This is a genomic window from Paraburkholderia sp. BL6669N2, assembly GCF_003387275.1.
In the GTDB taxonomy this organism is placed as follows: Bacteria; Pseudomonadota; Gammaproteobacteria; order Burkholderiales; family Burkholderiaceae; genus Paraburkholderia.
The window spans coordinates 1282413-1296628 of the sequence record NZ_QUNA01000002.1; the positions used below are offsets into that span (position 1 = coordinate 1282413).

A 14216-nucleotide genomic window follows, 5' to 3' on the forward strand; every position below is an offset into this window, starting at 1 on the left:
GCGCGGCTCAACAGCCGTGTCGCGAGACGTCGTATCTTCAGATTCTTCAGACGACTGGCTTGACGGCAAAGCGGGGCGAAGTGCGGCTCGCGAACGTCGCCAGACGTTGACGCCGTTACTTGACGGCCACAGGCGTTGCCGAATCCTTGCTCGACGCCGCGGCTTCCAACGCCTGGCACGCAGAACACAACCCCTTCAATTCGATTTCATCGCTCGCGAGACGGTAGCCCGAGTCTTCGATTTGCGCGACTAGCGCCTGGCGCAGTTTCGGCTGATGCAATTCGGTGACGTTACCGCACTGCTGGCACACCACCAGGATGCCGTGCTGGCATTGCGTCAGATCGTGGCAGACGGTGAAGGCATTGATCGATTCGATTCGATGCACGAGCCCTGCCGAGAGCAGAAAGTCCAACGCCCGGTACACCGTGGGCGGAGCCGAGCCCGGATGGATCTGGCGCATCTCGTCGAGCAGCGAATACGCCTTGGTGGCGCGCCCGGAATTCAGCAGCAATTCGAGCACTTTACGGCGGATCGGCGTGAGTTTTTCGCCGCGTTCGCGGCAATATTCTTCCGCGAGTGTCAGCGCGGCTTCCTGCGAAACACCCTGTGTGTGCCCCGGCTCATCCGAGTGAGCGGAGGCGGTTTTGTCGGCGGTCGCGGCGGGCTTGGCGGTCTTCATGCGTCGATTATAAAGGCCATCGCGTCTCGCTGTAGCGGCGCGCTATTCGACCGGCCGCCCGTCCTGGCCATGCGCGGCATGATCGGACAGTCGGGCGCGTGGCCAGAGCACGGACCACGCGCGACCTGATGGTTCAGGTCAAAGCGAAGTCGACGTACTTCTTGAACCCCGTACGCGTCGCAATACGCGAATACCAGCGTTCCAGATTCGGCCGCGGCGGACGCGCCACGCCGTCGAGTCCGAACCAGCGCTTGGCGTAGGCGCCGATCACAATGTCGGCCAGCGTGAACTTCTCCCCTTCGAGAAAGAAGCGCCCTTGCAGATGCGTGTCCAGCATGCGCCATAGCACGGTGACGGCGTCGAAATCGGTGGCAAGTTTGGCGGCGTCGCGCGCGGCGGCGGGCGTGCGCACGAGCGCCCAGAACACCGGGCGTTCGGCGGGCTGCAGCGTGGACAACGACCAGTCCAGCCAGCGGTCGATGCTGGCGCGCGCTTTCGGCTCCGACGGATACAGCAGGCTGCCTTCGCCATATTGCAGCACCAGATAGCGCAGGATCGAGTTCGATTCCCACAGCACGAAGTCGTCGTCGACCAGCGTCGGGATCTTGCCGGTCGGGTTCATCGCGAGATAGTCGGCTTCGTTGTTACGGCCGAATTGCAGGCCGGCGTCGATACGGTTGTACGGCAGCACCAGTTCATCGCAGCACCACAACACTTTCTGGACGTTGACCGAATTGGCGCGTCCCCAGATCGTAATCATCCGGTAAATCCTTATTTTTACGTTGGCAAGCCGCGCCCATCGCGCGGCGTTCAACCGGTAACGATACACGATGAGCGCGATCCTGCTCGCCGCGGCGCCGCAAAGGGGCGCATAAACACGGCGGCAGGCACGTCCGAAAACGACGCCCCGGCGGCCATTCGGGAATGCATGCGCGTTGCGTACAATGAGCCCACCCGAATCCGACGAGGCACGCATGGCCCGCATTGTTCCCGACGACTGGAAGAGCCTCGCCGCGACCGGCGCGGCGGCTCGCGAACGCGAAACGCTGGCCTTGCTGGAAGAGGCGCTGCCCGATGGCTACACCGTCTATCACGGCGTGCACTGGACGCGCCTGAACCAGAACTTCTCGGTGTTCGGCGAAGCCGACTTCGTGATCGTCAGTCCGGCCGGACGCGTGATGATCGTCGAACAGAAAACCGGCTTTCTGCGCGAAACGCCGAAAGGGCTCGTCAAGGTCTATCTGCAAACCGAGCGCAACGTGGCGATCGCGCTCGCGCACACCATCGAAAGTCTGCATCGGCGCTTTACCGCCGCGTTTGGCGCGGGCACGTATTTCGTCGAGGAACTGCTGTACTGTCCGGACCACATCGTCAAGGACGCGGCGATCGCCGGCGTGAACCCCGCGCGGATCGTCGATGCAACGCGTAAAGACCGGCTCGCGGCGATCATCCGTGAAGCCTTGCCGGCGGATGAGCCGCGTCTTGCCTGCGCGCCGAAAATCCATCACTTCCTCGCCGACGAACTGGCGCTCAGCCCCGACGCCAGTGCGCTGGTCGGCCAGGCGGGCACGCTCGTCACGCGGCTCGCGGGCGGTCTGGCGACCTGGGCGCGGCGGCTCGAGTTCTCGCCGTTCCGGCTGCGCGTAATCGGCACGGCCGGCTCGGGCAAGACGCAACTTGCGGTGCAGGTCATGAAGGACGCGGTGGCGCGCGGCCAGACGCCGCTATACGTGTGCTTCAACCGGCCGCTGGCGGATCACATCGCGCGAGTCGCGCCGTCCGAAGCGAAGGTGGCGAACTATCACCAGCTCTGCGACTGGATCGCGCGCGACGCGGGCCGCGCACCGGATTTTCAGGCGGGCGACGTATTCGATCAGCTCGAAACCACGTTCGCCGAAACGCCGATCGATCCGCGCTGGCAATTCGACGTGCTGATCGTCGACGAGGGGCAGGACTTCCAGCAGCCGTGGGTGGCGGCACTCGAGCGTCTATTGCGCCCCAACGCGGCGTGGTGGTGGCTCGAAGACCCGCTGCAGAATCTGTATATGCGCGAGCCCGTCGCGCTGCCCGGCTGGACCACGCTGAAGGAAACCACCAACTATCGCAGTCCGCGCGACATTCTCGATTACGTGCGCGACGTGGTCGGTGCTTCGGTTCCGGTCGCCGCGGCGCTCGCGTCCGGCAGTCCGTTTGACGGCTCGGACATTTCGCTTTCCGTCTACGACGAAGCGAATGCCGCCGAGGGCAGCATCGAGGCCACCAAACGCGCGATCACGCAGGCGCTTTCCCTCGGCTTTCGCAAGCAGGACATCGTGGTGCTGTCGTTTCGCGGACGCGAGGGCTCGGCAATGAGCGCGCTCGATCAACTCGGGCCGCATCGGCTGCGCAGTTTCACCGGCACGTACGATCTGTTCGGCAACCCGGAGTACCGTGAAGGCGACGTGCTGTTCGAGTCGATCTACCGCTTCAAGGGGCAGGCGGCGCCATGCGTGATTTTTACGGAGGTCGACTTCGAGGCTTTCGACGAACGCATCGCGCGCAAGCTGTTCGTCGGCGCCACGCGCGCCACGATGAAGCTGATCGTGGTTGCGTCGCAGCGCGCCGCGCGGCATCTGCATGTGCGTGACGGCAAGGACAGCCGCGAAGTGAAGGAAGCGAAAGAGGTCTAGCGCCCGGACGCTCGGGTCATGTCCACGCACGCGCGCCGACCAGCATGCCGGTTTGCGTGTGGGCGTCCCACCAGATCACCCGCAAGAGCGGCGCCTGCTGCGCGATCAGCAGCGCCTGCACCGGATCGCTCTCGATGAAATGCGTGACGCCGCCGCGCAATGCGGCGGCGGCTTTGTGCGCGGCGCTGCCGGCGGGGCTTTCATCGTGCGTGTCGGGCGTGCGCATCACCAGTTGCAGATGACCGAAGCCGTGCCGCGTCAACCATGCTTCGGTGCGCGCGCGATCCGCCTCGGGCCGGCCGGTGATGATCGTGCGAACCTGCTGCAAGTCGATCTCCGGCAGCTCCTCGAACGGCAGCAGCGCGTCGCGCTCGGCGAGCGCGGCGGCGAGATCTTCGTCGTAACGCGCGAGGGGCACGTCGGGTAGCAGAATGCCGTCGAGGTCGATCGCGTAGGTGGCGTATTCGTGATCGTCGGCCATCGCGGGCGCGGCGCCTGATTCGACGCGCGCCCAGTCGTCGCGATATCGCTCGGTGTACGCCTGGCGCTCCCACGGAAACAACGCGAAGTAGCCGCGCGCGTCGATCGCATAGTCGGGTTGCGTGCGGCTCAACTCGTCGACGGCGCCGGTCAACGTCCTGACCACGAGACCCTGCTGCTGAAGAAACGCAATGCAATCGGTCAGCGTAAAACCGCGCCCGGCGATGTCCTCGCATAGCAGCACTGTCGAGCCCGCGGGCGGGATCGGCAGCGTCGAATCCCAGGCGACTGTGCGCGTCAGGCGGTCGTAGCGCAGAAAGGCGACCGGCGTGCCGACGGCGTGCGAAACCATCAGCGCGAGCGGCGCGCCGCCGCGCAGAATGCCGATCGCCATCGCGAAGCGCTCGGCCAGCAAGGCAGGCTGCAGCGACTCGATCCAATGATCGAGTTGTTCGTACGTCAGGGGCAAAACCGGCTTGTTCATGACTCGTAGGGCGTGGCGCGTGTAGGGCGAGCGTCTCTGGCACGGGAGCGGCCGGTGGTGCTCAAGCGGCCGGGAGCCCTCGTTTTTGAGACAAAGAATTTTGGCGATATTATGCATGCGGTTCAAAGATCGCGCGTCGGGGTGACGCGCGGTAACCCGACGCGCGACGCGAAACCGCGGCCGGCGCAAGGGACAAGAAACAAGGCCAAAGGGGCGGCGGGCCGGCGACTTTCAAGCCGCCCGCTAGAAGAATAGATAACGGAAAAAATCACATGACCAAGTCGACCGCCAGCGTATATGACCGACAACGCGCCGTTACGGGCGTGCACTGGGCCGCGGGCCTCGTGCTCGCACTGGCCGCCTGGAGCGCGCAGGCGCAGCCGGAGCCCACGCCTTTATCGCTCGACGTGCAAGGCAAGATCGGCAAGACTACCGACGCCGCGCACAAAACTTACCAGTTCACCGAGGCGCAACTGCTCGCGCTGCCGGTCCACTCGATCACGACCTCGACCACGTGGACGCCGCGTGCCACCTTCACAGGACCGTTGCTGGCGGATATTCTGAAGACAGTCGGCGCCAATGGCACCCAGGTCGAGATCCATACGCTCGACGACTATACCTACACCATTCCGGTGTCGGACTGCGATCGCTATGGCGTGGTCGTTGCGTACAGCATGAACGGCCGGCGCCTGAAGATCAGCGACTTCGGGCCGCTGTTCCTTATCTATCCGCGCGATGCGTTCCCGGATGAACTCACGGGCGCCTCGGGCGATTCGAAATTCGTATGGCAGATCAAGGCCCTCATCGTCAAATAATGCGCCATCCGTGGCGCCGTGCGTTCTACGTCCTGATCTGGCTGACCGCGCTCGCGGCGCCGGTCGGCGCGATCGGCTATCTGCTGTACGCGAATCTGCTCAACCCGCGCGCCACCGAGCAGTTGACCGGTTCGTACGACGGCTTCTACTGGGACGCCGCACAACTGCAAATCGCCTACGCGCGCTTCGAGAATCAGCTACTGCTGTATCAGTCGGGCGTCGACGACGACTATCAGCGGCTGATGCTGCGTTATCAGTTGCTGCAATCCAAGCTGCACGTGATGGCGGGTTCCACGCGCCGGCTCACCACCCAGCTCTCGCTGCTGCAAAGGCAACTGGATGAAATCCATTCGCTCGATCAGTTGCTGGGCGGTATCGGACCCGAAGTCGACGCGCTGCCGAAAGACCGCAGCCAGGCCAACCGGATCGTCGCGCAACTGCGTCAGCATTGGAACGAGGTCAACGATCTCGCGCTGAGCCGCCGCTTTGCCGATGTCACCGATCGCGAGGCGATGAACCGCGACTTCATCAACAAGCGCCGTATGCTGTTCGCCGGCGGCCTGTTGCTGCTGTTGCTGTCGGCGGCGGCGACGCTGTTGCTCGTGCTGAACGGACGGCGTCGTACACGGCTGATGCATCAGCAGCACGCGGCGCTCGAGGCCGAGCACCAGGCGAGCCGCGCCGCGCGCGAGGCGAGTCACGCCAAGGACGCGTTTCTCGGCATGATCAGCCACGAACTGCGCACGCCATTGCATGCGATCGTGTCGTCGATCGAATTGCTGGGCTTCAACTATCACTCCGAGGCGGACCGCAAGGTGATCCAGCGGCTCGAAACCGCGGGCCGGCATCTGGAGGCGCAGATGAAGGATCTGACCGACTACGCGCGGCTCGGTGCCGGCAAGCTCGAGTTGCGTCACGAGCATTTCGAGCCGCGCGAACTGCTGGCGTCGATCGTCGACGAACACGCGATGTCGGCGGCCGCGCGCGGTTTGCAACTGGAGAGCGAGGCGGGCGGCATGAGCGGTCTGGTCGATTCCGATCCGCACCGCATTCGCCAGATCGTCAACAACCTCGTCACCAACGCGATCCGCTACACCGAAACCGGCACCGTGCGCGTGCAGTTGCGGCAACGGCCGGCGCTGCTGGTCTTCGTTGTCAGCGATACGGGGCCGGGCGTGCCGCATGCGCAGATTCCACTCATCTTTCAGGAGTTCACCCAGCTGGACGCGTCGCGCACGCGCCGTTTCGAGGGCGCGGGCATGGGACTGACCATCGTGCAGGGGCTGGTCAAGCTGTTCGGCGGCACCGTCGAGGTGGCGAGCAAGGTCGGCGAGGGCACCACCTTCACCGTGACGATTCCGGTCACGCCGGTCGCCGCCGCGCAACCGCAAGATGTGGCGACGCGCGCCGAGCCTGGCGGCGCGCGTCCGTGCGTATTGATCGTCGACGACAACAGCCTGATCCGCGAGTCGCTCAGCGAAATGGTCGCGCACATGAATTTCGACGCGCACGCCGTCGCCAATGCCGACGATGCGCTCGCCTGGCTCGACACTCGCCGTTGCGACGTGGTGTTGCTGGATCTGCATATGCCCGAGCGCGACGGCTATACGTTTCTCGCGGACTTTGCCAAGCGGGGCGGACCGTCCGCGGGCGTGCCGGTGATCGTGGTCAGCGCGTATGCGCCGGAGGCAGAAGTGACTGGGAAGGCGGAAGAGGAAGGCGGCTCGCAGCCGTTCTTCGATGCGTTATTAAAGCCGGTACATTACGAGGAACTCCGCAGCGCGTTGCAGCGGGCGCTGACTTCGCGGCATACGGCGTGAGGCGAAGCGCGGGCGGCCGGGCGAAGGTGGGCATCAACCTGAGCACACGCCTTCAGCCGTTTGTCGGCGCGGGTGGATCCGCTAAGGCCGGTTCAGCCGCTTCGACAGATCGGCAACCAGGATCGCCATGCGCGCGGGCTTTTCATAGCACGCGACGTCGTAATTGCGGATCACCTGGCTGATCTCCGATTCGCTGGCCTTGCCGGTCAGCAATTCACCGGTCAGCACGAAGATCGGCGCGTCCGGATTTTCCGAGGCGCGCACCGCGCGAATCGCAGCCGCCGAGGTCTGCGCGCCGAACAGCCAGTCGATCACGATGCCGTCGAACACCTGGGTTTGCAACTGGTCGGCAAACGCCGCGAGTCCGTAGATCGCCACCGCGGCGAAGCCGCTGCGCTCCAGATAGTCGCGCAGGTTGTCGGCGCTCGCCTGGTCGTCGTCGACTACCGCGATGGTGGGCTTGTCGGTTTCGGCGCGGCGCGGATAGATCTCGATCTTGTGGACCTCGTACGCGCTCTGGTAAAGCGTGCCGTCGTGGCGTGCCACGCGCCATTGACCGAGCCGGGAGTACGCGACAAATTCCGGGCGGCTGCCGGCCTCGAGCGCGGCGCCGACCCAGGCCGTGCAGGCCAGTTCGATCGCGCCGATGCTGAACACGGCTTCCTGGGCGATCGCGCCGACCATGCCGGGATCGAGTGATTGCGCGCCGAATAGCTGGGCGGCCGGTTCGCCGAACACCTCGGCGACCTTCTTGATTTGCGAGAGCGTCCACGGGCTGTTGCCGCGCAACTTGCGGTGTCCCTGCGAAAAACTCAGATCGAGGATGCGGCACAGCTCCGTGGTCTGCTGGCGTTTGCCGATTCCGTGCCTGCTCATCAACTCGCGCACGCGCTCGGCGACTGCGATGGAGTCAGGTGAGTGTGTTTCGTTGGCCATGCTGCGTGAGAATCCGCCGTCTTAAAGGGTACTGGGGGAGTGCGATACGACAGGCATAGCGCGACCATGCACATGCAATGCGCAAAGACGCGGCGTCGCAGGGGACAGCAAATGTACCGTAAAAAGTATCGCAGTCTGTCGTTTTGTACGACCGCCGTCGGGCCCGTCGATGCGAGAGTCGAAACGGACCGTTTGGCGATCTTTTTATGCATTGAGCATCAATGTATTTTACCGATGAAACCTCGCTGCATCTAAAGAGAAATATGTCAGGCGATGCCGGCCGTACGAAATGTCTAGCCAGCAGACATCGTGCCGAGCTTCGCTGCCGAGTTTTTCAGGCCTTTGAAAATCCGTTCGGCGACCCTGGCCGGAAAACGTTCGGGCAATTCTGCGGAGACCCGCTCGATCACGCCGGGCGTCTGTTCGATCAACCGTTGAATCAGCGGTTCCGCGTCCGCGCCGTACGAGCACTTCAGCGCCATGGTGTTGAAGTGGCGCCGCTGCACGTCGCGAAACGCGTCGTGCTTGCTGCGCGACCACATGCCCATGGCGAGTCGCGCCTTGAACCACGACCACTGATTCGGGCCGCTGCCTTCCACCGGCCAGATCGACATCACGTCGTAGAGCGGCGTGAGGCGATAGTGGCCACCCGCGAGCAGGCGAATGCTGAAGTTCTTGGCGTGGCCGTCCGGCGCCGCCAGCATCCAGAACAGAATCTGGCTTGCCAGCAGCGTCTCGATGTCCTGCCGCGCCTCGACCGACTGCTGCAGAACTCGCGCGAGGTCGAGCACGCCCGGGCCGCCTTCGTTTTCATATTTGCGATGCGACGGCACGCCGTACACCTGGCAGAAGTCTTCCTGCGGCAGGCGCAGCAGCCACTGCCCGCTCGAATGCATTTGGCGGTCGAAGCGCTCGACACTCAACACCCGCTGCTTGCCGAACGTCATGATCTCCGTGTTGGCGACGGGCAGGCCGTAAGCCTGCAGAATCCGCAGACAGAGCCATTCGTTTTCAACCGAAGTACTGAGATCGGCGAGCTTGTTGCCGACCAGGCCGAGCGGCAGCTTGAAAATGTGCGTGGTGGGCGTGGCGCCGTGCGGCCGCTGCCATTTGCCGTCATGCCACAGCAGCGCGGTTTTTTCCTGCGCGCCGGCGAGCGAGATGCGGAACTCGTCCGCCTCTTCGGGCGCGCCGAAAGCCGGGTTGCTGACCGTGCGCGCGAGCAAGGCCTCGATCTCGGCCTCCGTGAGCGGCGTGCCCTCGATCCGTTCGACGCCTTGCGGCACATCGTCTTCCGCAAGCAGCTGGACGGCGCCCACGCAGTCGCGGCCGATGGCTTGCAGCAGATCGAACGCGTCGAGCGTCTCGGTCTGGTAGCGCTGGGCGATGCGCTTTCTGATCGCCTCGCTGTCGGGCAGCAGATTGTCGAAATAATTGAGCACGCGCGGACCTTTGTGCGCCAGATCGCCCGGTGTGAACGGCAGCGACAGCGACAGCGGCCGTCCCGCGGGCGATGCGACCCAGGCGGGCTCGTAGGCGAATTCCATGGGCCCGCGAGCGGGCAGGCGCCAGACGCCGACGCGCTCGCCATTCGCCCAGACCGAGAGTGCGCGCGAGTGAGTTTGCCGTCCCATGCTCACCACTCGATCAATGGCGTGGGGTCGGGCAGCGTCTGGCTCTTGTCGCGCAGTTGCAGCTGCAGACCGTAGGCGCCGCACAAGGCCAGCAGTTGTGCGAGGGTGAGAGCGGCAGCGTCGCTTTCGAAGGCAGAGATGCGGCTCTGGCTGACGCCGATCCGCGCCGCCGCCTCGGCCTGCGTGAGGCCGGCTTGCCGCCGGCTGGCGGCAAGCAGCCGGGCGACCTGGTCCGGTGTGGCGATGAGATTCAGCATGGCAAATTATCTGTGAAACGAATAAATGCACTTTATGCGTGACAGGCATATTTGTCAAATATTCGTGTCACGCATATTTTGCGAATATCTGTTTCGCGAATAAAATGCAAATATGCGTCTGGCGAATAAATGGCGTGAAGCCAGCGCGTACGCCACCGCCGCGCGCCTTTGTCCGCCTGCGCCGCTGGTCATCGGCCATCGCGGCATTGCGGACAAGCAGGCCGCCTGCGAAGATTATGCCCACACTTAAAACCTGCCCGCCTTGATGACCCCGGCATGCACGCGCCGGCGCTCGGCGGCCTCTACACGCCTAGCGACGGCCAGGCGGAACCGCGCCGCGCCGCGGCGGCCTTTGCGGCGCGCGCGAGGGAAGCCGGTGCGCTGTTTTTCGAGGGCTGCGGCGTGATCGGCGTCGAACGCGCGGGCGGCGCGATTGCCGGCGTGATCACCGAGCGCGGCCCGCTGCGCACTTCGCGCTTCATCTGCGCGGCGGGCGCGAGCAGCTGGCGTCTGCTCAAAACGCTCGGGCTCGAACTGCCGCAGCAGGCGGTGCGCGGCACCTGCATGCGCACCAATCCGCTGCCGCGCATCACCGCGTCGACGTTCTGGGGCCACGGCCTCGGCGTGCGGCAGCGCGCGAACGGCGCGATCAATCTCGCCGACGACATGCAGGTCGATGTCGACATGACGCTTGGCCATTTCCGCGCGCTCAAGTGGTTCTTGCCGGAGCTGTGGGCGCAGCGCGAGAAGTTCAGCTTCCATCTGAACGGCGCAAGCCTGCGTGATCTGCGCGAGCGTTTGCCGGGCGGCGTGCCGAAACACGAGCGTGTGCTGCATCCGCGTGACCCGCATCCGCAGCCGGATGTGGGCCACGCGCCGCGGGCGTTGAAAAAACTGCGCGCTTTGTTTCCCGCGTTGAAAGACGCGCAGGTGGTCGAATCGTGGGCCGGCCTGATCGACGTGTTGCCCGACGGCATTCCGGTGATCGACGCGCCGCCGCAGGTCAGTGGCTTGACCATCGCCACCGGCTTTTGCGGCCACGGTTTCGCGATGGGGCCGATCGTCGGCAAACTGCTCGCGGAATTGAACGACGGCGGCCAGGCGTCGCTCGATCTGTCGGCGTTCCGTTTGCAGCGTTTCTTCGACGGCACGATGCAACGGCCTCGCAGCATGCTGTAAAAAGCTTCTGTCGCAATCCCTTTTTCGCACCACCCATGAACGAAGCGACTTTGCGCCACGTCGGCGTGCCGTACTACACGCAATGGGGCAGCCCCGAATGGGTCGGCCGGATCGTCGAGCAGCACGGCGACCCGTGTGCCGATCCCGGCTGGCAGCGCAGCGGCTTCTCCGATCCGAAGCGTTATCGCTTCTGGGCCAAGCGGCTGTGCGGCCTGACGTGCCTCGAGTCCGCCCTCGACTATTGGCGCATCGATCACGCGCCGCGCGCCGCGCTGCTCGACGAAGCGTTGCGGCATGGCGTGTACCGCATGCGCGAGGATGGCGGCGTCGATGGTTTGATTTACCGGCCGTTTGCCGAATGGGTGGCCGGCGCGTTCAGCGTTCGGGTCGACGTGCTGCCGCAAGCGCCGCTCGAAGACATGGCCGCGCGGCTGAACGCCGAGACGCTGGCAATTGTCTCCGTGAGCCCGGAGATCCGTTATCCCCAGCGGCCCAATCAGCGCCAGGGCGGTCATCTGATCCTGCTGCACGGACGCGGCCGCGACGGCGTGTGGTTCCACAATCCCTCGGGTATCGCGCCGCATCAGGCCGATGTGTATCTGCCATTCGACACCATGACGCGTTTCTACGCGGGACGCGGCATGACGCTCAGCCGGATCGCACGCTAGCCGCGGCGGGCGGCGTTTTTTTGTCGCACGTCAGGGCGTTGATCGGGCCCGTTTTCTGCTGATAGGCGGTATCGACCCTAGTGCTACCGGAACCGCCATGAAACGAACCTACGCCCTCCTTGCTGCCAGCTTGATTGCTCTTGGCTCCGCTGCCACGGCGACTGCGGCCAGCCGCGACGAACAGACCAAGGCCTGCCGAGGCGACGCCATGCATTTTTGCGCCGCCGACATTCCCAACGAAGACAAGATCACCGCCTGCATGAAGCAGCACGTCGATGAACTGAGCCCGGCATGCCGCGCCATGTTCAAGGGCGGCAAGAAGGGCGCCGATAAAAATACATCGCAGTGACGGCGGGGCGGTTAGCGTCCCGCTTTCGCGATCCGGCCCCGCGGCGCGTCCGGCGTCGTAGAATCGCTTGTCATCGACTGCGGGAGCCGCCGCGTGCCTGATTCACCCAAGCCGGAGCCACGTCTGCCGCGCTTCCGTTTGCCGCGCCGCGCCCGCACGCCCTGGCAGGCGCCGCGCCCACGCACGCTGTTCACGCGGCCGGCGGCTTCCCCGCAACGCATGCTGTTGCAGCGCGTGTATCTGGTGGTCGGCCTGTGCGTGCTCGCCTTCGCCGTGCTCTATCTCGATCGGGACGGCTTGCGCGATGCCAACCGCAAAGTCCTCGGCATCGTCGATCTGATGTACTTCACGATGGTGACGGTAGCCACCGTCGGTTACGGCGACATCGTGCCAGTGACGGCCCGCGCGCGGCTCATCGACGCCTTTTTCATCGTGCCGATCCGCATCGTCATCTGGTTCGTGTTTCTCGGCACCGCCTACCAGTTCGTCATTCAACGCGTCATCGAGGAATTCCGCATGAAACGCCTGCAAAAGCAGTTGCGCGATCACGTCGTGATTTGCGGCTATGGATTGAGCGGTTCGGTCGCGGTGCGCGAGTTGCTGGAAAGCGGTTTCACCGCGGAATCGATCGTCGTGATCGATCCGCAGCAGGCGGCGCTCGAAGCGGCCACGGCCCTCGGTGTCGCCGGCCTGCTCGGCGATCCGTCGCGCGAGGATCTGTTGCAGCAGGCGCAGGCGCAGATCGCCCGCGCGGTGATCATCGCCGTCACCGACGACGCCACCGCGATCCTGCTTACGCTGACCGTGCGCAGCGTCGCGCCGCAGACCAAGATCGTGGTGCGGATTCAGGAGCAGACCTACCAGCGGCAATTGCGCCAGGCCGGGGCGAACGTGATCGTCTCGTCGACCAAGATCGGCGGCTTACTGCTTGCCGACGCGGTGGACAGCGAATACATCGTGCCCTTCGTGAACGACCTGTTGTCGGCACGCGGCCGTGTCAACCTGGTCGAACGTCGGGCGACGGCGCAGGAGATCGGCCGCTGGAGCAATGCGCTGCCGGGCGCGGTGGTGGTGGGGCTCGTGCGCGCGGGGCGCGTGCTGTCGTTTTACGAAGACGAGCCGTGTCCGATCGAGGCGGGCGATCTGTTGATGCTGATCCAGTCGTCGCGGCAGCCGAATGAGACGCCCGCCGCCTGCTAGCCCATTCGAACTCAAACTTTTGCCAAACACCGGAACAACCTGCCCATGACCCAGCCGACCACGCAGACTTTCGACGCCGCCGCGACCACGCGGCTGATTCCCTATGCCGCGCTCGTCGATGCACTCAAGCGCGCGACCATCGACTATGCGCAGCGGCGCATTGCGAGTCCCGAGCGGCTGGTCGTGCCGCTCAACGAAGACGGCATCATGCTGTCGATGCCGGCCACCGCGCCCGATCTCGCGATCCACAAGCTGGTGAACGTATGCCCGGGCAATCACGCGCGCGGCCTGCCGACCATCCACGGCAAGGTGATGGCGTTCGACGCCGACACCGGCGAGACGCTCTTCATCCTCGATGGCCCGACCGTGACGGGACGCCGCACGGCGGCAATCTCGATGCTCGGCGTCGACACTTTCGCCGCGGCAACGCCGCGCGAATTCCTGCTGATCGGCACCGGCACGCAGGCGCTCAACCATCTGGAGGCGATCGGCGAACTGTTTCCCGACGCGCGAGTGTGGGTGAAGGGCAGCGCGCCTGCGCGCGCCGAGGCGTTTTGCGCCGCGCATCAGGGCAAGGCGCGTGATCTTCAGCCGCTGATCCAACCCGGCGCCACGATCCCCGACTCGGTCGATGTAGTGATCGCGCTGACCACGAGCAGACAGCCGGTCTACGACGAGGCGGCGCGCGCGGAGCGCCTCGTGATCGGCGTCGGCGCATTCACGCCGGCGATGGTCGAGATCGGCGCGCGCACCCTCGGCGAAAGCGCGCTTTTCGTCGATGACGAAGCCGGCGCGCGTCACGAAGCCGGCGACTTCATTCAGGCGGGCGTCGACTGGGCTCAGGTCGGCGGCATCGCTTCGGTGCTCGACAATGCAGCGTCGTTGCCGCAAAAAAAACCGATCGTATTTAAAAGCGTCGGCTGTGCAGCGTGGGATCTGGCGGCGTGCCGCGTGGCGCGCGAGGCGTTGTCAGGAGGTTGAAGGCTTGGGGGAAAAACCCACGTGAGAGGGCCGCGCATGGCCTGCGGGGCATGCTTTGCGACAGG

14 protein-coding genes are annotated in these 14216 nt (G+C 64.9%); 8 read left to right on the plus strand and 6 right to left on the minus strand.

Features of this window, described 5'->3' with window-relative positions:
• Positions 1-115 precede the first annotated feature (115 nt).
• Together B0G80_RS28320 and B0G80_RS28325 are read right to left on the minus strand one after the other, a co-directional pair.
• Positions 116-679: a Fur family transcriptional regulator gene (locus B0G80_RS28320; protein ID WP_116121324.1), complete on the minus strand. Its 564-nt coding sequence runs from the start codon at positions 677-679 to the stop codon at positions 116-118.
• 133 nt (positions 680-812) lie between these two features.
• Positions 813-1439, minus strand: a complete 627-nt coding sequence (locus tag B0G80_RS28325; protein WP_116121325.1) for a glutathione S-transferase family protein — start codon at positions 1437-1439, stop codon at positions 813-815.
• Positions 1440-1653: 214 nt separating this feature from the next.
• On the opposite strand from B0G80_RS28325, the gene B0G80_RS28330 reads away from it, so the two are divergent.
• A complete protein-coding gene (locus B0G80_RS28330; protein ID WP_116121326.1) occupies positions 1654-3348 on the plus strand; it encodes an ATP-binding domain-containing protein in 1695 nt (564 codons plus the stop codon).
• A 16-nt stretch (positions 3349-3364) separates the two neighbouring features.
• Here B0G80_RS28330 and B0G80_RS28335 read toward each other — a convergent pair whose 3' ends face one another.
• Positions 3365-4312 (minus strand): phosphoribosyltransferase, encoded by a 948-nt coding sequence (locus B0G80_RS28335; protein WP_116121327.1) that lies wholly within the window; start codon positions 4310-4312, stop codon positions 3365-3367.
• A 272-nt stretch (positions 4313-4584) separates the two neighbouring features.
• Here B0G80_RS28335 and B0G80_RS28340 point away from each other — a divergent pair, with 272 nt between their 5' ends.
• Both B0G80_RS28340 and B0G80_RS28345 read left to right on the plus strand, forming a co-directional pair.
• Complete coding sequence (locus B0G80_RS28340) at positions 4585-5127, plus strand: molybdopterin-dependent oxidoreductase (protein ID WP_116121328.1); 543 nt, start codon at positions 4585-4587, stop codon at positions 5125-5127.
• A complete protein-coding gene (locus B0G80_RS28345) occupies positions 5097-6947 on the plus strand; it encodes an ATP-binding protein (RefSeq protein ID WP_116121329.1) in 1851 nt (616 codons plus the stop codon). Before B0G80_RS28340 ends, B0G80_RS28345 begins: the two co-directional genes overlap by 31 nt.
• An 81-nt stretch (positions 6948-7028) precedes the next feature.
• On the opposite strand, the gene B0G80_RS28350 is transcribed toward B0G80_RS28345, so the two are convergent.
• From B0G80_RS28350 to B0G80_RS28360, 3 genes are all read right to left on the minus strand, one after another.
• The gene (locus B0G80_RS28350; protein WP_116121330.1) at positions 7029-7883 is read right to left on the minus strand and encodes a helix-turn-helix domain-containing protein; all 855 of its coding nucleotides are present in this window, start codon (positions 7881-7883) and stop codon (positions 7029-7031) included.
• 293 nt (positions 7884-8176) lie between these two features.
• Complete coding sequence (locus B0G80_RS28355; RefSeq protein ID WP_116121331.1) at positions 8177-9517, minus strand: type II toxin-antitoxin system HipA family toxin; 1341 nt, start codon at positions 9515-9517, stop codon at positions 8177-8179.
• Between the two features lie 2 nt (positions 9518-9519).
• On the minus strand, positions 9520-9774 hold the full coding sequence (locus B0G80_RS28360) for a helix-turn-helix domain-containing protein (protein WP_116121332.1): 255 nt from the start codon (positions 9772-9774) through the stop codon (positions 9520-9522).
• A 225-nt stretch (positions 9775-9999) separates the two neighbouring features.
• Here B0G80_RS28360 and B0G80_RS28365 point away from each other — a divergent pair, with 225 nt between their 5' ends.
• From B0G80_RS28365 to lhpI, 5 genes are all read left to right on the plus strand, one after another.
• Positions 10000-10953, plus strand: coding sequence for an NAD(P)/FAD-dependent oxidoreductase (locus B0G80_RS28365; protein ID WP_408969441.1), 954 nt, complete (start codon positions 10000-10002; stop codon positions 10951-10953).
• A 35-nt stretch (positions 10954-10988) separates the two neighbouring features.
• On the plus strand, positions 10989-11621 hold the full coding sequence (locus B0G80_RS28370) for a C39 family peptidase (protein WP_116121333.1): 633 nt from the start codon (positions 10989-10991) through the stop codon (positions 11619-11621).
• A 97-nt stretch (positions 11622-11718) separates the two neighbouring features.
• On the plus strand, positions 11719-11970 hold the full coding sequence (locus B0G80_RS28375) for a hypothetical protein (protein ID WP_116121334.1): 252 nt from the start codon (positions 11719-11721) through the stop codon (positions 11968-11970).
• A 93-nt stretch (positions 11971-12063) separates the two neighbouring features.
• Complete coding sequence (locus B0G80_RS28380) at positions 12064-13170, plus strand: TrkA family potassium uptake protein (protein WP_181920086.1); 1107 nt, start codon at positions 12064-12066, stop codon at positions 13168-13170.
• 45 nt (positions 13171-13215) lie between these two features.
• Positions 13216-14151 (plus strand): bifunctional Delta(1)-pyrroline-2-carboxylate/Delta(1)-piperideine-2-carboxylate reductase, encoded by a 936-nt coding sequence (lhpI, locus tag B0G80_RS28385; RefSeq protein ID WP_116121335.1) that lies wholly within the window; start codon positions 13216-13218, stop codon positions 14149-14151.
• The last annotated feature ends 65 nt before the right edge of the window (positions 14152-14216 follow it).